Origin of the sequence: Micromonospora sp. NPDC049051 (assembly GCF_043197575.1) — a bacterium.
Lineage (GTDB): Bacteria > Actinomycetota > Actinomycetes > Mycobacteriales > Micromonosporaceae > Micromonospora.
This window is the reverse complement of sequence record NZ_JBICTL010000002.1, coordinates 956,331-974,956: the sequence shown is the minus strand read 5'-3', so window position 1 is coordinate 974,956 and position 18,626 is coordinate 956,331. Positions and strand designations below refer to the sequence as shown.

Sequence of the window (18,626 nt, the reverse complement as noted above, 5' to 3'; positions counted from 1 at the left end):
GGATCTGGTGGTAGATGCCTCCGTTGGCGCCGACGATGAGGACCTGGGCGGAGCCGTCGGGCATGCCGGCGATGCTGACGCGGCTGCCGGCGGCCGGGGTGGGGGTGCCAGCGCCCGCGAGGGGTGCGAATCCGGTCCAGGTGCCGTTGGGGTTACGGATCTGGTGGAAGACGGTGTTGTCGGCCCCGATGATGAGCACCTGGGCGGAGCGGTCCGGCATTCCCGCGATCGCCATGTCACGGGCCTGGCCGGGGTCGGTCGTCCGGTAGCCGGCCAGTGGCTGGAACCCGCTCCACGACCGGCTCGGGAACCGCACCTGGTGGTACATGATGCCGGCTCCCGAGCCGCCGCCGGCCATGGCGGCCGCGACGTCGCGGCGCATCGCGTCCAGGTCGATGAAGGAGGGGTCGATCTTTCCGGTGGTGCTGGTCTCGCGGTGACCCCGGGCGTAGCTGGCGTCGCGGCCCAGTCTGCGCAGCACCGCGGCGGTCGCCGCGACCGACGCGTTGTACTGGGCCTGGGTCATCGACTGGTTGACACCGTTGTAGTCGATCTCCCAGCCGATCAGCATCGTGTTGCCGCTGCCCGCCGGGATGGGGCCGCTGCCCCGGCTGTTGCCGGCGTGGTTGGCGCGGTTGGCGGAGATCAGGTGGAACACGCCGTGGTAGTCCACGAGCGCGTGGCACAGCGGGCCGGGCAGGTCTGATCGGCCGTTGATGCAGACGCCCAGCGCGGGTGCGGGTCGGCTCGGGCTGGACGTCGCGGCGGTGTGGTGCCACAGCACGCCGATCGGGTCGAACGCGCCGCTGATGCCCCGGGAGCGCCAGTCACCCTCCTCGACGACCGCGACGCCGGCTGCCCGCAGGACGTCGGCGAGCCAGGGGATCCCCATCACACGGTCCCGAGGTCGGCGAGGCACTCGACGGCGGGAGCGGCGAGCGCCGGCCGGTCGGTCGACGACACTCCCGCCACGACGGCGGGTACGGAGGCGAGCAGGGCGCGCCGGCTGACGGTCCGGAGCGGGACGCGAGATGACGCCCGCGTTGTTTCGCGGGTTCTGGTGGTGGCCACGACGAGAGCCTTCCTGCCAGGGCGGACGGCCCCTCACCGGGTGCGGTGGGGGCCACGGGAACGCGTCGCGCCGGAACAGTGGCGGCGGGTCGGCTCGACCGTGTTCGTGCCACCAGGCGGGGCACGGGGTGCGCAGGCATCGACGACGAAGTCCTCCCGTCGGGTGCGACGGGTGTCGTCGAGGCGCCGTTCCGACGAGACACGGATGAATGATCGCGACCGAATGTCTCGATTCGGTATCGACAATTGGGAATTGATGAATCCGCGCACGTCGAAGCCGGGAAGTTCGGTGGTGGCAGTCCGCGTGGTCGCGGAGGGCTGCGACGGGATCAGCCGCCGGGGGTCAGGCGCTGGCGCATCACCTCGCGCAGGTGGCCGTCGCCGGTGGTGCCCTCGATCGTCACCTCGGCCGTACGACCGGTGTGCACCAGCGTCGCGACCGCGTTGCCGAAGTACGGCCCGGCCAGCCGCTTCCACCGGAACGGGGGACGGCGCACGCCGGCGGTGCGGGCCAGGGCCCGGGTGGCCCCGGCCGGCCCGGACGACCAGCCCAGCTTCATCAGCGGGCGCATCCCGGCGGGCACCTGGTTGTGGATGGGCGAGCAGGTCAGCTGGTGCACCGGGGTGACCACGCTCCGGTCGTCGAACCGTGCCCGCGCCACGTACGAGTGGTGCACGTCGCCGGAGAGCACGCTGATCGACGCCGGTGGCGCGTACGCCGGGCCGGCCCCGACGCGCTCGCCGGGCCCGCCCGGGGTGCCGCTGCCGAGGCGGGCGAAGAGCGCGCCCAGCCCGTCGAACGAGCGGCGGAAGGCGGCCCAGTGCTCCAGGTCCAGCCCCCGGCGCAGCTTCTCGGACAGCCGGGCCACCCAGCGTTGCCGGGAGTCGGCCAGCTTCTCGTTCCACGCCTCCACGTGGTGGATGCCCGGCGGCAGCAGCCACGGCAGCGAGGAGCCCACCACGAGGTGGTCGTAGACGCCGTGGGCCCGGTCGAGGAACCACGACCACTCGCCCGGGGGCAGCATGGCCCGCTGGCCGGGCGCCAGCACCCGGCTGCACCGGTTGTCCAGCATGACCAGCCGGGTGCGGCCGAGGTCCAGCGCGTAGCTCCACTGGTACTGCACGGCCCGCCACCGCTCGGTGTCGTGGGCGAGGTCGGCCTCGGTGTCGACCCGCTGCCCGAACTCGGCCAGCACCCCGGTGGCGTCCTCGGCCGCGCTGACCTTGGCGAAGACCGGGTCGGCGGCGATCTCGTCGGGGGCGAGGTTGCCGAGGTGCTGGTAGACCCAGTAGGATGCCAGGCCGCTGGTGATCCGTTCCGCCCACCAGGGCTGCTCGCGCATGTCGGCCCGCCAGGAGGCGGAGGTGTTCCAGTCGTCGATGATCTCGTGGTCGTCGAAGATCATCACGCTCGGCACGGTGGAGAACAGCCAGCGGATCTCCGGGTCCCGCCAGGACTCCAGGTAGAGCTTCGTGTACTCGTCGAAGCTGACCACCTGGTCGCCCGGCGCGCCCTTGGGCCGGCGCCGCCGCCGCTTCAGCAGCCGGCGCACCGTGGGGGAGGTCACGTCGGCGTAGACCTGGTCCCCGAGGAGCACCAGCAGGTCGGGCAGGTCGGCCCGGTCGGGGTCGGCCATCAGCCGCCGGGCGTACGCGTCGAGGGCGTCCGGGGGCAGCCGCCGGGTGGTGGCGTGCTGGGTGGTCTCCCGGCAGGAGCCGAAGACCAACCGGACCGGCTGGTCGAGGTCGTCGACCGCCCGGGTACGGATCACGCTTGGCGGGAAGCTGCTCCCCGGCTCCGGCCAGGCGACCTCGTCGTCGATCAGCACCTCGTAGCTGGTGGCGCCGTCCGGGGCGAGCCCCTCCACCACGACGAGCGCGTAGTGGTGGTCGTACGCGCTGAAGGTGGGTGCGGTGCCGCCGGCGCCGTCGGCGGTGCGGACGGTGACCACGGCGGGCGCGCTGGTCTCGACCCAGATGGTGGCCCGCGTGCCGACCACCCTGCGTAGCAGTGGACCGATGAGCAGGTGTGCCGCGGGCATGGTGGACCTCCAGATGAGCGGACTTCATCTTTACTACCCGGCCGGCGGTCGCACCACTGCTGGCTGTGACCGAGCCTACCGGCGCCCCGCCGCGCGCCCTCTCGGGAGCGGTGGCTGGGACAGCTTCACCGGCATCTGACAGGATTCCGGCATGACCGAATACCTCCTCATCGCGCTCGCCCTGCTCGGCGTGCTGATCCTCGGCGGCATCGGGCTGGTCGTGCCGCGGCTGCGCCGGCGACCGGAGCCGCCGCTGCCCGGGACGGAGGTCGAGACCCGGGCCGAGGAGGACCTCGCCGGCCCGCCGGTGGAGGCGCCGGAGGCCGAACTGTCCACCGGGATCCTGGTGGAGCCGCCGGTCGTCGAAGCCCCGGCCCCGGTGCTGGAGGTCCCGGAGCCGACCGCCGGGCGGCTGGTCCGGCTGCGGTCGCGGCTGTCCCGCTCGCAGAACGCCTTCGGCAAGGGGCTGCTCGGCCTGCTGAGCCGCGACCACCTCGACGAGGACGCCTGGGAGGAGATCGAGGACAGCCTGATCACGGCGGACGTCGGCATCGACGCCACCCGGGAGATCGTCGACCGGCTGCGCGAGCGGACCCGGGTCCTCGGCACCCGTTCCGCGGGCGAGCTGCGGGCCCTGCTCGCCGCCGAGCTGGTCAACGCGCTCGACCCGACCCTGGACCGGTCGCTGCGGACCGCGCCCAAGGAGGGCGTGCCGGCGGTGGTGCTGGTCGTCGGCGTCAACGGCGCGGGCAAGACCACCACCTGCGGCAAGATCGCCCGGGTGCTCGTCGCCGACGGGCGCAGCGTGCTGCTCGGCGCCGCCGACACCTTCCGGGCCGCCGCCGCGGACCAGCTGGAGACCTGGGGCGGGCGCGTCGGCGCGGAGACCGTCCGCGGGCCCGAGGCGGCCGACCCGGCCAGCGTGGCCTTCGACGCCGTCAAGCGGGGCATCGACACCGGTGTCGACACCGTGCTGATCGACACCGCAGGCCGGCTCCAGAACAAGATCGGCCTGATGGACGAGCTGGGCAAGGTCAAGCGGGTGGTGGAGAAGCACGGCCCGATCGACGAGACGCTGCTGATCCTCGACGCCACCACGGGGCAGAACGGGCTGGAGCAGGCCCGGGTCTTCACCGAGGTGGTCAACGTGACCGGCGTCGTGCTCAGCAAGCTCGACGGCACCGCCAAGGGCGGCATCGTCATCGCCGTGCAGCGCAAGCTCGGCATCCCGGTCAAGCTGGTGGGGCTCGGCGAGGGCAAGGACGACCTGGCCCCGTTCGACCCCGCACAGTTCGTCGACGCGCTGCTCGGTACCGAGCCGCTCGCCCGGGACGCGTAACCTCGCAGTGACGACCGACGATCGCGCCTACGCCGGGTGGCGCGACCCCAGCCACCCGTCGCCGCGCCTCGGGAGACCGTACGTGACTTCGCAGGAGATCCCGCTACACGGCGGGAACGTCAGCACCGTCGTCCGGGTCGGTGACACGGTCCGACGCAACGCCGGGCCGTGGACGCCCTCCGTGCACGCCCTGCTGCGCCACCTGGAATACGTGGGCTTCACCGGCGCTCCCCGTGCCCTCGGCATGGACGAACGCAACCGGGAGGTCCTGTCGTACCTGGAGGGGGAGTGCGGGGAGTACCCGCTGGCCCCGCACTGGGTGACCGACGAGGCGCTGGTGACCGTGGCCACCATGCTGCGGATGTTCCACGACGCCCAGTACGGCTTCGTCACGCCGCCCGGGGCGGTCTGGCGCTCGTTCGGCCCGCCGCCGCCCGACACCGAGGTGATCTGCCACCACGACGCCGCCCCGCACAACGTCATCTGGCGGCCGGACGGCACCCTCGGGCTGATCGACTTCGACCTCGCCTCGCCGGGCGCCCGGATCTACGACGTGGCGTACGCGGCCTGGACCTGGGTGCCGGTCTTCTCCGACCGGGACTCGATCACGCTCGGTTGGAAGCAGCCCGACCGGCCCCGCCGGCTGCGCCTCTTCGCCGACGCGTACGGGCTGATCCCCCGCGACCGGCACCGGCTCGTCCGCACCATCCGCAAGCGGATCGTGGACCACGTGGAGGGGATCCGCCGGATGGCCGCCGCCGGCGAGCCGGCCTTCGTCCGGATCGTGCACAAGGGGCACCTGCGCCGGCCGATGCGGGACCTGCGCCTGCTCGACTACGAGCGCAACGCCCTGGAGTACGCGCTGCGCTGAGCGGTCGACGCCGTTGGACCCCGTCCGCGCCCGTGGTGCGGTTCCGGGCGAAATGCCGTCCTGCGCCGTTGTGCGGTTCTCTTCACACGTCCGAAACAAGCCGTCACCGTTCGGAAACCGACGGGTGACGCTGGGGGAAACAGGGAGCGAGCAGGCTTCCGCGCATCCGGCGTACGGGCGACGCTGCCCCGGAAGCCGGGAAGGAGGGAACTTCACCTTTAGGAGGCCAGCGTGCCTGAGGCACCCACGATCGATTCCGGCAACACCGTCTGGTTGCTGGTGTCGACGGCGCTCGTGCTGCTCATGACGCCCGGACTGGCGCTGTTCTACGGCGGCCTGAACCGGGCCAAGGGTGTACTGAACATGATGATGATGAGCTTCTCCGCGATCGGGCTCATCTCTGTTTTGTGGTGGTTCTACGGTTTCAGCATCGCGTTCGGCAGCGATGTCAACGGGCTCTGGGGCGACCCGGCTGCCTACCTCGGCACCAAGACCTTCCTCGCCGAGACCGACCTCTGGGGCGCGACGGCGGAGAACCCGAGCGGCATCGGCGTCCCGCTCTACGTGTTCATGGCCTTCCAGATGATGTTCGCCGTGATCACCGTCGCGCTGATCAGCGGTGCCGTCTCCGACCGGGCGAAGTTCGCCGGCTGGCTGCTCTTCGCGTTCGGCTGGGCGACGCTGGTCTACTTCCCGGTCGCGCACTGGGTGTGGGGCGGCGGCATCATCGGCGGCGACCTGCACGCGCTCGACTTCGCGGGCGGCACGGCGGTGCACATCAACGCCGGTGCGGCGGCCCTGGCCCTGGCGCTGGTGCTGGGCAAGCGGCTCGGCTGGCCCCGGGAGGGCATGAAGCCGCACAACATCCCGCTCGTCGCGCTCGGCGCCGGGCTGCTCTGGTTCGGCTGGTTCGGCTTCAACGCCGGTTCCGAGCTCACCGTCGACTCGGTCGCCGGCCTGGCCTTCGTCAACACGCAGCTCGCCACGGCCGCCGCGGTGCTCGGCTGGATCGTCGTCGAGTGGATCAAGGACAGGAAGCCGACGCTGGTCGGCGCCTCGTCCGGCGCGGTCGCCGGCCTGGTCGCCATCACCCCGGCCTGCGGTTTCATCGCGCCCTGGGCGGCGGTGCTGCTCGGCCTGGTGGCCGGTGCGGTCTGCGCGCTGGCGATCAGCCTCAAGTACAAGCTCGGCTACGACGACTCGCTCGACGTGGTCGGCGTGCACTTCGTCGGCGGCTGGATCGGCTCGCTCTGGCTCGGCCTCTTCGCCACCAACTCGGTCAACGGGGCGATCACCGACGTGATCGGCGCCTCCGACGGGCTGTTCTACGGCGGCGGGGTGACCCAGCTCGGCCGGCAGGCCCTGGCCGGTCTGATCGTCACCGCCTGGTCCTTCGGGGTGGCCTGGGTGCTGGCCTTCGTGATCGAGAAGACGATCGGTTTCCGCCTGCGGGCCGAGGACGAGGTCGGCGGCATCGACATCGCCGAGCACGCCGAGAGCGGCTACGACCTGTCGCCGGCCGCCGGCAGCGGCGGGGGCAGCGCGTTCGCCATGGCCGGGCTGACCGCCGCCAAGCCGACCGCGGCACCCACGCCCGCGGAGTCGGCCGAGCCGGCCGAGCCGGCCGCGCCGGTCGACGAGAAGGTCGCCGGTTAACGTTCCTGGGATGGAGGGGTTGGACATGAAGCTGGTGACCGCGGTCATCAAGCCGTACCAGCTGGACGCGGTGAAGGAGGCCCTGCACGCCCTCGGCGTGGCCGGCCTGACCGTCAGCGAGGTCCAGGGCTACGGGCGGCAGAAGGGGCACACCGAGGTCTACCGGGGTGCCGAGTACACGGTCGAGTTCCTGCCCAAGATCCGGGTGGAGGTGCTCACTGACGAGATCGACGTCGACAAGATCGTGGACGCCGTCGTCGGCGCCGCCCGGACCGGCAAGATCGGCGACGGGAAGGTCTGGGTGACCGCCGTCGAGGAGGTCGTCCGGGTCCGCACCGGCGAGCGCGGCCTCGACGCGCTCTGACCGGCCACCCACCGACATGACCTCGTCGACCAGGAAGAACCCGTCGGGCGGCACCGGCAACGGTGCCGCCGGACTCCTGGTCGACGAGGTCGTCGGCGTCGACCGCGGCGTCGGGGAGGCGGCACGGGCCGCGCGGGCCGACGCGTACGACCGGTGGTTGCGGGCGCTGCTGCCGCGGCGGCCCGGGGTGGCGCTGATCGCCGTCGGCGGGCTGGGCCGCCGGCAGTGCGCGCCACACGGCGACCTCGACCTCGTCCTGCTGCACTCCGGGGTGCCCGGCGTGGACGAGTTGGCCGGCTCCGTCTGGTATCCCGTGTGGGACGCCGGGCTGCGGCTCGACCACTCCGTCCGGACCGTCGCCGAGGCGCTCTCCGTCGCGCAGGACGACGTGAAGGTGGCCCTCGGGCTGCTCGACGCCCGACTGGTCGCCGGGGACGCCGCACTCGCGGACACCCTCGTCCGCACCGCCGCCGACCACTGGCGGCGCACCGCCGTACGCCAGCTCCCGGCGCTGCGTGAGATCACCGCCGCCCGCTGGGCGGCCCACGGCGAGCTGGCGTTCCTGCTCGAGGGCGACCTCAAGGAGGCGGCCGGGGGGCTGCGCGACGTGGGCATCCTGCGGGCGATCGCCACCGCCGGGATCACCGACGCGCTGCGCCCCGCCGTCCGCGCCGCGCACCTGCGGCTGCTGGACACCCGCGACGCGCTGCACCACCAGGTCGGCCGCCGGGTCGACCGGCTCGTCGCCCAGGAACGCGACGGGGTCGCCGCGCTGCTCGGCCTGCGGCACCTCCCGCCGGGCGCGGCCGACCTCGCGCCACTCCGGCAGCCACCACCGGAGGCGTCCGACCCTTCGCGGCGGGACCGGGCGGTCGGTGACGGCGACGCGCTGCTGCGCCGGGTCGCCGGGGACGCCCGGACCGTCAGCCACGCCCTCGACGACGCCTTCCGCGCCGCCGACCGGCTGCGCTCGGGCCGCCGCCGGGGCGCCGACGGGCGTCCGCTGCGCCGGCCGGTCGCCCGGGACGTCGTCGAGCACGACGGAGAGCTGGTGCTGGCCCGCACCGCGATCGGGGCGCGCCCCGACCCGAGCCTGTCGCTGCGGGTCGCCGCCGCCGCGGCCGTCACCCGGCTGCCGATCGCGCGGGCTACCTGCGAGTGGCTGGCCGCGTACTGCCCGCCGCTGCCGGCGCCGTGGCCGGCCGAGGCCCGGGCCGCACTGGTCACCCTGCTGGGCGCCGGTCCCGGCCTGGTGCCCGCCTGGGAGACCTGCGACCGGTACGGGCTGATCGAGGGCTGGCTGCCCGAGTGGACCCGGCTGCGCAGCCTCCCGCAGCACAACCCCGTGCACCGGTTCACCCTGGACCGGCACCTCGTGCAGACCGCGTACGAGGCCAGCCGGCACACCCGCGACGTGGACCGTCCCGACCTGCTGCTGCTCGGCGGCCTCCTGCACGACATCGGCAAGGGACTGCCGGGCGACCACAGCACCGTCGGCGCCCCGCTGGCCGAGGCGGTGGCCACCCGCATCGGCCTGCCCGGGCCGGAGGTGGCGATGATCGGCACGCTGGTCCGGCTGCACCTGCTCCTGCCCGAGGTGGCCACCCGGCGGGACCTCGCCGACCCGGTCACCATCGCCGGGGTGGCCGAGCGGGTCGGCGACGCGACCACGCTGGACCTGCTGCACGCCCTGGTACGCGCCGACGCCGCCGCCACCGGGCCGGCCGCCTGGTCGGACTGGAAGGGCCGGCTGATCGCCGAGCTGGTCGCCCGGGTGCGGATCGCGCTGGACACGGGCGCGCTGCCCGCCGCGCCCGCCCCCGACCCGGCGCTGCTGGCGGGGCCCCTGCCGGTCGTACACCTGACGGCCGACCGGGTGGCGGTGGCCGCGGCGGACCGGCGCGGCCTGCTCGCGACGGTGGCCGGCTGCCTGGCGCTGCACCGGCTGGAGGTGCTCTCCGCCGACGCCTCGACCGTCGACGGCCGGGCCCTGGTCGAGTGCCGGGTGCAGCCCCGGTACGGGCTCGCGCCCGACCCGGTCGCCCTCGGCGCCGACCTGCGCCGCGCGGTCAACGGCGACGTCTCGGTCATCCAGCGGCTGCGCGGCCGGGCGCTGGCGGCGCGCTCCGAGGGGGCCGCGCCCCGGGTGGTCTGGCACCGTGAGGCGGCCACGGACGCCGTGCTGTTGGAGCTGCGCGCGGCGGACGCGGCGGGCCTGCTCTACCGGGTCACCTGCGCGCTGGACGAGGCCGGCGCCCAGGTGCGCGCGGCGCGCATCTCCACCCTGGGCGGCGACGTGGTCGACGCCTTCTACCTCGTCGGCGGCTGGCCGGACGCCGCCACCCGCGCCCACCTGGAGGCCGCGGTGCTGGCCGCGGTGTGAGGAAGGGGCGCGTCGGCAGTTCCCGGGCTGTGCCCGGCCCGGAGCGGCCGTGCGGCCGGCCGGCTACCCTAGCGGTGGCCGGACACCTCGCCCGGTCGCCGTTGTGCCCGCCGGAACACTGACAAACGGGATGTTCGCGTGTTTGACACCTTGAGTGACCGCCTGTCCGGGATCTTCACCAAGCTCCGCGGCAAGGGTCGGCTCACCGACGCCGACATCGACGCCACCGCGCGCGAGATCCGCCTCGCGCTGCTGGAGGCGGACGTCGCGCTGCCGGTGGTCAAGGGCTTCATCGCCAACGTCAAGGAGCGGGCGCGCGGCGCGGAGGTCTCCCAGGCGCTCAACCCGGCGCAGCAGATCATCAAGATCGTCAACGAGGAACTGATCAACGTCCTCGGCGGCGAGGGGCGGCGGCTCCAGTTCGCCAAGCAGCCGCCGACGGTGATCATGCTCGCCGGCCTCCAGGGCTCCGGCAAGACCACCCTCGCCGGCAAGCTGGCCCGCTGGCTCAAGGCCCAGGGTCACCAGCCGCTGCTGGTCGCCGCCGACCTCCAGCGCCCCAACGCCGTCGGGCAGCTCCAGGTGCTCGGTGGCCGCGCCGGCGTCGAGGTGTACGCCCCCGAGCCCGGCAACGGCACCGGCGACCCGGTCCAGGTGGCCCGCGCCTCGATCGAGCACGCGAAGCGTGCCGCCCGCGACATCGTCATCGTCGACACCGCCGGCCGGCTCGGCATCGACGCCGAGATGATGCAGCAGGCCGCCGACATCCGCGACGCGGTCGCGCCGGACGAGGTCATCTTCGTCATCGACGCCATGGTGGGTCAGGACGCGGTACGCACCGCCGAGGCGTTCCGCGACGGCGTGGGCATCACCGGCGTGGTCCTGTCCAAGCTCGACGGCGACGCCCGCGGTGGCGCCGCGCTGTCGGTCCGGGAGGTCACCGGGCAGCCGATCCTCTTCGCCTCCACCGGCGAGAAGCTGGAGGACTTCGACGTCTTCCACCCCGACCGGATGGCCAGCCGGATCCTCGGCATGGGCGACGTCCTCACTCTGATCGAGCAGGCCGAGCAGGCCTTCGACACCGATCAGAAGGAGAAGATGACCGCCAAGCTGATGGGCGGCGAGCAGTTCACCCTGGAGGACTTCCTCGACCAGCTCATCGCGGTCCGCCGGATGGGTCCCATCGCCAACGTGCTGGCCATGATGCCCGGCATGGGGCAGATGAAGGACCAGCTCGCCGAGGTCGACGACAAGCACTTCGACCGGGTCACGGCGATCATCCGGTCGATGACCCCCGCCGAGCGGACCAACCCGAAGATCATCAACGGCTCCCGCCGGGCCCGCATCGCCAACGGCTCCGGCGTCACGGTGATGGACGTCAACCAGCTGCTCAACCGCTTCGCCGAGGCGCAGAAGATGATGAAGCAGATGGGCGGCATGATGGGCCTGCCGGGCGGCGGCCGGCGCAAGGCCACCAAGTCGCCGAAGAACAAGCGCAAGGGCACCAAGGGCGGCAACCGGCCGCGCGCCGGGGCGGGCGCCGGGATGCCGGGCGGGTTCCCGGGCGGCATGCCGCAGCTCCCGCCGGGCATGGACCCGAACGACCTGGCCGCCGGCCAGGGCCTCCCGCCGGGCTTCAAGCTGCCGAAGATCGACTTCAACAAGCTCGGCAAGGGCGGCGACGGCCGGCCCCGCTGACGCGTGTCGGTGGCGGCGGGTGACATGATCCTTGCCTAGGGTGATCTCGCCCCTGGAGAAGGAGTCAAGACCGTGGCACCCATCCTGCCCGAGCGGTCGGAGTGGACGGTCGACGACCTCGGCGACCTGCCGAAGGATCTCTTCGTCACCGAGCGGCCGTGGAAGGTCTCCGTCGACCTGCCCGCGCTGACGACGCGTCGGGCCGGGCTGCTGGCGCGCGACGAGGGCTGAGCGCCACCGGCCCGCGCGGGGCGGGGAGAATGGCGGCGGACCGCCCCCCTTTCGCGCAGACGGAGGACACATGGCCTGGCACGTACGCGGCGTGGTGCTGCCCGACGACGAGGTCCGTGACCTGTGGCTGGTCGGCGACCGGGTGACCTTCACCCCGGTTCCCGGCGCGGAGACCATCGCCGACGGCGGTTTCGTGCTGCCCGGCCTGATCGACGCGCACTGCCACATCGGCATCGCCCGGGGCGGCGCCCCGATCACCTCGCTCGACCAGGCCCGCGAGCTGGCCCGCGTCGACCGCGACGCCGGGGTCCTCGCGATCCGCGACGCCGGGTCGCCGTACCCGTACCCCGAACTCGACGACGAGCCCGACCTGCCGCGGCTGGCCCGCGCCGGCCGGCACGTCGCGCCGCCCAAGCGCTACCTGCGTGACATCGGCGTGGAGGTCGGCGCGGCGGAGGTGGCGGCGACCGTGGCCGCGCAGGCGCGCGCCGGCAACGGCTGGGTGAAGCTCGTGGGCGACTGGATCGACCGGGGCGTCGGTGACCTGGCCCCGGCCTGGGACGCCGACACCATGACCGCCGCCGTCCGGGCCGCACACGCCGCCGGGGTACGCGCCGCCGTGCACACCTTCTCCGAGTCGGCCGTCGAGATCATGGTGCGTGCCGGGGTGGACTCGGTGGAGCACGGCACGGGCCTCAGCCTGGACCTGATCGACGAGATGGCTCGCCGGGGCACAGCGCTCATCCCCACGATGATCAACATCCGGACCTTCGGCGGGATCGCCGAGCAGGCACGGGCCAAGTTCCCCGGCTACGCCGAGCACATGCTCGCCCTGCGCGACCGCTTCCCCGAGGTGGTGCGTTCGGCGTACGAGGCGGGAGTGCCGATCTACGTGGGCACGGACGCGGGCGGCGGCATCGACCACGGCCTCGCCGCCGAGGAGATGCTGCTGCTGCACGAGCAGGCCGGCATGTCCACCACCGACGTGCTCGCCGCCGCGTCCTGGGGCGGTCGCGAGTGGCTCGGCTTCCCCGGGCTGGTCGAGGGCGGCCTGGCCGACCTCGTCGTCTATCCGGAGGACCCGCGCGCCGACCTGCGCGCCGTACGCAGCCCCGCGCGCATCGTGCTGCGCGGTCGCGTCGTGCGCTGACCGGCCGCGCCGCCCGCTCAGCCGGTGCGGAGCGTGCCCTGGGTGACCGCGTGCAGGAGCAGGTAGACGGCCAGGTCGGCGAGGGCGGTGGCGGTCTGCTCGACCGGGGCGCCCGGCAGGACGATGTGGCTGATCACCAGCCGGACGACCGAGTCCGTGGCGAAGGCCACCGCGTCGCGGTCCGCGCCCGGCAGGACTTCGTCGGCCCACTCCAGGAGCACCTGGGTGGCCTCGTCGAGGACCAGCTCCGACCGGGTGGTGAGGTAGGGCAGCAGGTCGTCCGAGCCGCCCCGGGAGCTGGTCAGGACGGCCTTGATCAGCGGGTCGTCGACCGCCTCCGTGAGGGTGTGCGAGATGGTGGCGTGCGCGGCGGCCCGGACGTCGTCGCCGTGGGCGCGCAGCAGGCCGCGTACCGCCCCGACGAACCGGTCGACCTCCCGGCGGGCGAGCGCCTCGGCCAGCCCCGCCTTGGTGCCGAACTCGTTGTAGACCGTCTGCCGGCTCACCCCCGCCGCGCGCGCGACGGCGCCCATCCGGACGCCGTCCCAGCCAGTCGCGATGGTCAACGTCCGGGCGGCCTCGACGATCGCCTCCCGGGAACGGGTGCCGTCCCTCACCTCACCCATGGTGGTCGAATCCTACGGCCCGCCGCACCGTCCGGCACGGCGGACACCGGTGACGTCGCGCCCGATGACGTCGTCCCTTCGGTTGACGCATAGGATGTGCGGTCATGGCACGCGTGCTCACTCCCCGTGCGGAGGACTTTCCCCGCTGGTACCAGGACCTGATCGCCAAGGCGAAGCTGGCCGACAACGGCCCGGTCCGGGGGACCATGGTCATCCGACCGGCCGGCTACGCCATCTGGGAGCGGATGCAGGCCGAGATGGACGACCGGATCAAGGCGGCCGGCGCGGAGAACGCGTACTTCCCGCTCTTCATCCCCGAGAGCTACCTCAAGCGCGAGGCCGAGCACGTCGAGGGCTTCTCGCCGGAACTCGCGGTGGTCACCCACGGCGGCGGCAAGCAGCTCGCCGAGCCGGTCGTGGTCCGCCCCACCAGCGAGACCGTCATCGGCGAGTTCATGGCCAAGTGGATCGACTCCTACCGGGACCTGCCGCTGCTGCTCAACCAGTGGGCCAACGTGGTCCGCTGGGAGCTGCGTCCCCGGGTCTTCCTGCGCACCAGCGAGTTCCTCTGGCAGGAGGGGCACACCGCGCACGCGACCCGCGACGACGCCCGCGCCTACGCCCGCCGGATCCTGCACGAGGCGTACGAGGACCTGATGGTCAACGTGCTCGGCATCCCGGTGGTCGTCGGCCTGAAGACCGCCCGCGAGCGCTTCGCCGGCGCCACCGCCACCTACACGTGCGAAGGCATGATGGGCGACGGCAAGGCCCTCCAACTCGGCACCAGCCACGAGCTGGGGCAGAACTTCGCCAAGGCCTTCGACATCAGCTACTCCTCGGCCGAGGGCGGCCGGGAGCACGCGTGGACGACCTCCTGGGGCACCTCCACCCGCATGCTCGGTGGCCTGATCATGTGCCACGGCGACGACAACGGCCTGCGCGTGCCGCCGAGGCTCGCGCCGGTGCAGGCGTACGTCATGGTCGTCAAGGACGGCGAGGGCGTCGGGGAGGCCGCGGGCAAGCTGCGCGACGCGCTGCGCGACGCGGGCGTCCGGGTCGCGCTCGACGACCGCACCGACACCCCGTTCGGCCGCCGCGCCGTCGACGCCGAGCTGCGCGGCTATCCCGTACGCGTCGAGGTCGGCCCCCGCGACCTGGCCGCCGGCAACGCGGTCGTGGTGCGGCGTACGGACGGCTCGAAGTCCCCGACGCCGGTGGCCGACGTGGTGGCCGCCGTGCTGGCCGCCCTCGACGCCGACCAGCGGGCCCTGCACGACGAGGCGCTGGCCCACCGGAAGTCCCGCACGGTCGAGGTGTCGACCCTCGCCGAGGCGATCGAGGCGGCGGCCACCGGCTGGGCCATGGTGCCGTGGTCGGCGGTCGGCGTGCAGGGCGAGGCGGAGGCGAACGGCCAGGGCGTGACCGTGCGCTGCCTGCTGCGCGCCGACGGCTCGGTGCCCGACTCCGAGGACGAGCCCGACCTGGTCGCCATCCTGGCCCGCGCCTACTGACCCACCCGTACGCCGCATGGCCGGTTCCGCCTCGCGGGGCCGGCCGTGCGGCGTTCCGGCGCCCGTGGGTCGACGGGGCCGGAGCCGGCGGGGCGCCGGTAGGGTCGGGGCGTGAGATTCGAACCTGGGCGGCTGATCGTGCACCGCAACGTGCGGCGGGGCCGGATCGGCTGGGCCCGCACCGCGCGGGTGGTCAGCGACGACGACCGGGGCCTGCTGCTCTGGGTGCCCCGCGACTCCCCGGTCGCGAGCGAGGTCACCGAGGCCGGGCTGGGCATGCGGGCGGTGCCGTTCACCGAGTGGATCTCCTCGTCGTACGGGCTGGCCATCGGCCGGTGGGACGGCCCGTCCGTGCTGAAGTTCCTGCCCGCCGGGGCCGCCCACTCGGTGTGGTGGTTCCGCGACGCGCAGGACCGCTTCGCCGTCTGGTACGTCAACCTGGAGGAGCCCGGCGTGCGCTGGGACGACGGCACGCTCGCCGGCGTCGACATGGTGGACCAGGATCTCGACGTGGTCGTCCGCCCGGACCGCAGCTGGGAGTGGAAGGACGAGGACGAGTTCGCCGAGCGGCTGGCCTTTCCCGAGCACTACTGGGTGGCCGACCCGGACGCCGTCCGGGCCGAGGGGAAGCGGGTGATCGCGCTGGCCGAGGCGGGGGAGTTCCCGTTCGACGGCACCTGGTGCGACTTCGTCCCGCCGTCGGACTGGGTCACCCCCGACGGGTTGCCGCCAGGCTGGGACCGTCCCCCGGTGCGCTGAGCCCGCCGCCTGACGGTGTGCTTTCGGTCACTTCTGCCGCCGGGCGGGGGACCCGGGGCGGTCCGGTGTGAGAGATCCGGGCCCGATCTGGCAGAATGGCTGGCTGGTATCCGGCGTGTGTCCGGCGCCCTCTAACCCGGGCACGTCGCCAGTCCACCGAGCAGTCTCCGGCCCAACCCCACTGTGCCGGTCGACACTCACCCGTGCACCGCCCGTTCGGGCAGGTGAGATCGCAACAGGAGCGAAACAACTGTGGCCGTAAAGATCCGGCTCCTGCGGATGGGCAAGATCCGCAACCCGCAGTACCGCATCGTCATCGCCGACTCGCGTACCAAGCGCGACGGCCGGGCGATCGAGTTCGTCGGGGTCTACCAGCCGAAGGAAGACCCTTCGGTGATCGAGGTCAAGTCGGAGCGGGTCCAGTACTGGCTGTCCGTCGGCGCCCAGCCGAGCGAGGCGGTGCAGCGGCTGCTGGAGCTGACCGGTGACTGGCAGAAGTTCAAGGGCCTGCCGGCCCCGCCGCCGCTGAAGGTCGCCCCGGAGCGGGCCGACCGCACCGCGGCGTACGAGGCCGAGGCGAAGGCCGCCGCCGGGCTGGCCGAGGCGCCCGCCAAGCCGGCCAAGAAGGCCGCCAAGGCCGACGCCGCGGCCGAGGCGCCGAAGACCGAGGCCGCGGCCGAGGCCCCGGCTGCCGACGCCGGTGAGCAGGCCTGACATGCCTCTGCGTCCGGCGTTGGAGCACCTGGTCAAGGGCATCGTCGACCACCCTGACGACGTGCGCGTCCGGATGGTCGACTCCCGTCGGGGCAAGCGGCTGGAAGTCCGCGTGCACCCGGAGGACCTCGGCACGGTGATCGGGCGGTCCGGCCGGACCGCCAAGGCGCTGCGCCAGGTGATCGGCTCCATCGGCGGGCGCGGCGTACGCGTCGACATCGTCGACTCGTACTGATGCTGCTCATCGTCGGCAGGATCGGCAAGCCGCACGGCATCCGCGGTGAGGTCACCGTGGAGGTGCGGACCGACGAGCCCGAAGCGCGGTTCGCCCCGGGGACGGTGCTGCGCACCGAGCCCGGGGCGGCCCCGCCGGCGCAGGCCGCGCCCGGGCCCGGGGAGGCCTTCCGGGTGCCCGCCGAACTGGTCGTGGAGTCCGCCCGCTGGCACCAGGGCCGGATGCTGGTGGCGTTCGAGGGCATTCTCGACCGGGACGTCGCCGAGGCGCTGCGCAACACCCTCATCGGGGTCGACAGCGCCGACGTCGCCGCGCCGGAGGACCCGGAGGAGTTCCACGACCACCAGCTCGTCGGACTGGCCGTGGTCACGCCGGGCGGCGACCGGCTGGGCGAGGTGGCCCGGATCGACCACGCCCCGGCCTCCGACCTGCTGGTGCTGCGCCGTGCCGGAGGCGGCACCGCGCTCATCCCGTTCGTCAAGGCGATCGTCCCCGAGGTTGACCTCGCCGGCGGTCGCGTCGTCGTCGACCCGCCGGCCGGTCTGCTCGATCTGTAGAACCGCTGGAGCACCCCCGCATGCGCGTCGACATCGTGTCGATCTTTCCGGAGTACTTCGCCCCGCTGGACCTGTCGCTGATCGGCAGGGCGCGGGCGAACGGCACGCTGCGGCTGGCCGTACACGATCTGCGGATCTGGACCCACGACGTGCACCGTACGGTCGACGACACGCCCTACGGCGGCGGACCGGGCATGGTGATGCGGCCGGAGCCGTGGGGCGAGGCGCTCGACGCCCTGGCCCCGGCGGAGGTCACCCCACCCCGGCTGGTGGTGCCGGCCCCGACCGGCGTTCCCCTCACCCAGGCGCTGGCGCACGAGTTGGCCGCGGAGCCGCACCTGCTCTTCGCCTGCGGCCGGTACGAGGGCATCGACCAGCGGGTGCTCGACCACGCCGCCACCCGGATGCCGGTCACCGAGGTCTCCCTCGGCGACTACGTCCTCTTCGGCGGCGAGGTGGCCGTGCTGGTGATCCTCGAGGCGGTCACCCGGCTGCTGCCCGGCGTGCTGGGCAACGCGGGCTCGTTGGCCGAGGAGTCGCACGCCCACGGGCTGCTGGAGGCCCCCATGTACACGAAGCCGGCAACCTGGCGCGGGCTGGAGGTGCCGGAGGTGCTCCGCTCCGGCGACCACGGCAGGATCGCCCGCTGGCGGCGGGACGAGGCGTTGACCCGTACCGCGACACGCCGTCCCGACATGCTCGCCACGTTGGACCCGGAGCACCTGGACAAACGGGACGTGGCCGCGCTGGACTGGGCCGGATTTCAGGTGCCACCGGGGGATGTGGCAAAGTAGGGGGGTTGCCGCAGCCGGCCGCGCCGCGGACGGCTGCGAGGATCTCCGACCGGGGTCGGGTCACCGACCACCACCCGAAGATCAGAATCACCCACCCGCGCACCGATTGACGGTGCGCCGTGAGCCTCACGAGGACGCAGCGATGAACATCCTGGACGCCCTTGACGCCCAGTCGAAGCGCACCGACCTCCCCGACTTCCGTGCCGGTGACACCGTCAAGGTGCACGCCCGGGTCGTCGAGGGCAACCGGTCCCGTGTCCAGATCTTCCAGGGCGTCGTCATCCGCCGCCAGGGTGACGGTCTGCGCGAGACCTTCTCGGTCCGCAAGATCAGCTTCGGTGTCGGTGTCGAGCGCACCTACCCGGTCAACAGCCCGGCGATCGACCGGATCGAGATCGTGACCCGCGGTGACGTCCGCCGCGCCAAGCTCTACTACCTGCGCGAGCTGCGGGGCAAGAAGGCCAAGATCAAGGAGAAGCGCGAGAAGCAGCCCAGCTGACCCTCGCGCTCGCCACGCCGCCGCGAGCTGCGCGTATGTCGTATCGACCGGATCGCACTACCCTGGTCGCTACGGGCGCAGCCGGGCGACGTCCCGCCACCACGGCGGAGCGACGGCCACTACCGC

At 73.2% G+C, this 18,626-nt stretch carries 19 protein-coding genes; 15 read left to right on the top strand and 4 right to left on the bottom strand.

Annotated elements, in window-relative coordinates; translation table 11 throughout:
• From ACGFIR_RS11585 to ACGFIR_RS11575, 3 genes are all read right to left on the bottom strand, one after another.
• Positions 1-892 (bottom strand): N-acetylmuramoyl-L-alanine amidase (locus tag ACGFIR_RS11585; RefSeq protein ID WP_393144572.1); only part of this gene is annotated, 892 nt, incomplete at its 3' end.
• The gene (locus tag ACGFIR_RS11580; protein ID WP_393144570.1) at positions 892-1,071 is read right to left on the bottom strand and encodes a hypothetical protein; all 180 of its coding nucleotides are present in this window, start codon (positions 1,069-1,071) and stop codon (positions 892-894) included. The genes ACGFIR_RS11580 and ACGFIR_RS11585, both read right to left, overlap by 1 nt.
• Positions 1,072-1,400: 329 nt before the next feature.
• The gene (locus ACGFIR_RS11575; protein WP_393004414.1) at positions 1,401-3,113 is read right to left on the bottom strand and encodes an alkaline phosphatase D family protein; all 1,713 of its coding nucleotides are present in this window, start codon (positions 3,111-3,113) and stop codon (positions 1,401-1,403) included.
• A 151-nt stretch (positions 3,114-3,264) separates the two neighbouring features.
• Between ACGFIR_RS11575 and ftsY the strand changes: the two genes are divergently transcribed.
• The 8 genes from ftsY (at position 3,265) to ACGFIR_RS11535 (ending at position 12,805) form a co-directional block, all read left to right on the top strand.
• Positions 3,265-4,452, top strand: a complete 1,188-nt coding sequence (gene ftsY / locus ACGFIR_RS11570) for a signal recognition particle-docking protein FtsY (RefSeq protein ID WP_393004412.1) — start codon at positions 3,265-3,267, stop codon at positions 4,450-4,452.
• Between the two features lie 7 nt (positions 4,453-4,459).
• Positions 4,460-5,323, top strand: a complete 864-nt coding sequence (locus ACGFIR_RS11565) for an aminoglycoside phosphotransferase family protein (protein WP_393004410.1) — start codon at positions 4,460-4,462, stop codon at positions 5,321-5,323.
• Positions 5,324-5,554: 231 nt separating this feature from the next.
• The gene (locus tag ACGFIR_RS11560; protein ID WP_393004408.1) at positions 5,555-6,979 is read left to right on the top strand and encodes an ammonium transporter; all 1,425 of its coding nucleotides are present in this window, start codon (positions 5,555-5,557) and stop codon (positions 6,977-6,979) included.
• Positions 6,980-7,004: 25 nt separating this feature from the next.
• Positions 7,005-7,343, top strand: a complete 339-nt coding sequence (locus tag ACGFIR_RS11555; protein WP_176733926.1) for a P-II family nitrogen regulator — start codon at positions 7,005-7,007, stop codon at positions 7,341-7,343.
• A 16-nt stretch (positions 7,344-7,359) separates the two neighbouring features.
• Entirely contained in the window at positions 7,360-9,726 is a 2,367-nt protein-coding gene (locus ACGFIR_RS11550; RefSeq protein ID WP_393004406.1) for a [protein-PII] uridylyltransferase, read from the top strand.
• 138 nt (positions 9,727-9,864) lie between these two features.
• Positions 9,865-11,424 carry a signal recognition particle protein gene (gene ffh, locus ACGFIR_RS11545; protein ID WP_393004404.1) on the top strand — a complete coding sequence of 520 codons (1,560 nt, stop codon included), beginning with the start codon at positions 9,865-9,867 and terminating at the stop codon, positions 11,422-11,424.
• Positions 11,425-11,496: 72 nt separating this feature from the next.
• Complete coding sequence (locus ACGFIR_RS11540) at positions 11,497-11,655, top strand: hypothetical protein (protein ID WP_393004402.1); 159 nt, start codon at positions 11,497-11,499, stop codon at positions 11,653-11,655.
• Between the two features lie 70 nt (positions 11,656-11,725).
• Positions 11,726-12,805, top strand: a complete 1,080-nt coding sequence (locus tag ACGFIR_RS11535) for an amidohydrolase family protein (RefSeq protein WP_393004400.1) — start codon at positions 11,726-11,728, stop codon at positions 12,803-12,805.
• Between the two features lie 17 nt (positions 12,806-12,822).
• Here ACGFIR_RS11535 and ACGFIR_RS11530 read toward each other — a convergent pair whose 3' ends face one another.
• The gene (locus ACGFIR_RS11530; protein ID WP_393004398.1) at positions 12,823-13,431 is read right to left on the bottom strand and encodes a TetR family transcriptional regulator; all 609 of its coding nucleotides are present in this window, start codon (positions 13,429-13,431) and stop codon (positions 12,823-12,825) included.
• A 104-nt stretch (positions 13,432-13,535) separates the two neighbouring features.
• Here ACGFIR_RS11530 and proS point away from each other — a divergent pair, with 104 nt between their 5' ends.
• The 7 genes from proS to rplS all read left to right on the top strand — a co-directional run bounded on the left by proS (position 13,536) and on the right by rplS (position 18,500).
• On the top strand, positions 13,536-14,942 hold the full coding sequence (gene proS / locus ACGFIR_RS11525) for a proline--tRNA ligase (RefSeq protein WP_393004396.1): 1,407 nt from the start codon (positions 13,536-13,538) through the stop codon (positions 14,940-14,942).
• A 111-nt stretch (positions 14,943-15,053) separates the two neighbouring features.
• The gene (locus tag ACGFIR_RS11520; RefSeq protein WP_393004394.1) at positions 15,054-15,701 is read left to right on the top strand and encodes a DUF402 domain-containing protein; all 648 of its coding nucleotides are present in this window, start codon (positions 15,054-15,056) and stop codon (positions 15,699-15,701) included.
• A 252-nt stretch (positions 15,702-15,953) separates the two neighbouring features.
• Positions 15,954-16,415, top strand: coding sequence for a 30S ribosomal protein S16 (gene rpsP, locus ACGFIR_RS11515; protein WP_393004392.1), 462 nt, complete (start codon positions 15,954-15,956; stop codon positions 16,413-16,415).
• Positions 16,390-16,650, top strand: a complete 261-nt coding sequence (locus tag ACGFIR_RS11510) for an RNA-binding protein (RefSeq protein ID WP_172862164.1) — start codon at positions 16,390-16,392, stop codon at positions 16,648-16,650. The genes rpsP and ACGFIR_RS11510 overlap by 26 nt, the downstream gene beginning before the upstream one ends.
• A 2-nt stretch (positions 16,651-16,652) precedes the next feature.
• Positions 16,653-17,207, top strand: coding sequence for a ribosome maturation factor RimM (rimM, locus tag ACGFIR_RS11505; RefSeq protein ID WP_393004729.1), 555 nt, complete (start codon positions 16,653-16,655; stop codon positions 17,205-17,207).
• Between the two features lie 20 nt (positions 17,208-17,227).
• The gene (gene trmD, locus ACGFIR_RS11500; protein ID WP_393004390.1) at positions 17,228-18,001 is read left to right on the top strand and encodes a tRNA (guanosine(37)-N1)-methyltransferase TrmD; all 774 of its coding nucleotides are present in this window, start codon (positions 17,228-17,230) and stop codon (positions 17,999-18,001) included.
• A 142-nt stretch (positions 18,002-18,143) separates the two neighbouring features.
• Positions 18,144-18,500 carry a 50S ribosomal protein L19 gene (gene rplS / locus ACGFIR_RS11495; protein ID WP_393004388.1) on the top strand — a complete coding sequence of 119 codons (357 nt, stop codon included), beginning with the start codon at positions 18,144-18,146 and terminating at the stop codon, positions 18,498-18,500.
• Positions 18,501-18,626: the final 126 nt, after the last annotated feature.

What these genes read in the sequence shown, in the direction of transcription:
- ACGFIR_RS11575 (WP_393004414.1), bottom strand. Translation starts at nt 3,113, where the DNA reads ATGCCCGCGGCACACCTGCTCATCGGTCCACTGCTACGCAGGGTGGTC.
- ftsY (WP_393004412.1), top strand. Translation starts at nt 3,265, where the DNA reads ATGACCGAATACCTCCTCATCGCGCTCGCCCTGCTCGGCGTGCTGATC.
- ACGFIR_RS11555 (WP_176733926.1), top strand. Translation starts at nt 7,005, where the DNA reads ATGAAGCTGGTGACCGCGGTCATCAAGCCGTACCAGCTGGACGCGGTG.
- ACGFIR_RS11550 (WP_393004406.1), top strand. Translation starts at nt 7,360, where the DNA reads ATGACCTCGTCGACCAGGAAGAACCCGTCGGGCGGCACCGGCAACGGT.
- ACGFIR_RS11535 (WP_393004400.1), top strand. Translation starts at nt 11,726, where the DNA reads ATGGCCTGGCACGTACGCGGCGTGGTGCTGCCCGACGACGAGGTCCGT.
- ACGFIR_RS11530 (WP_393004398.1), bottom strand. Translation starts at nt 13,431, where the DNA reads ATGGGTGAGGTGAGGGACGGCACCCGTTCCCGGGAGGCGATCGTCGAG.
- proS (WP_393004396.1), top strand. Translation starts at nt 13,536, where the DNA reads ATGGCACGCGTGCTCACTCCCCGTGCGGAGGACTTTCCCCGCTGGTAC.
- trmD (WP_393004390.1), top strand. Translation starts at nt 17,228, where the DNA reads ATGCGCGTCGACATCGTGTCGATCTTTCCGGAGTACTTCGCCCCGCTG.
- rplS (WP_393004388.1), top strand. Translation starts at nt 18,144, where the DNA reads ATGAACATCCTGGACGCCCTTGACGCCCAGTCGAAGCGCACCGACCTC.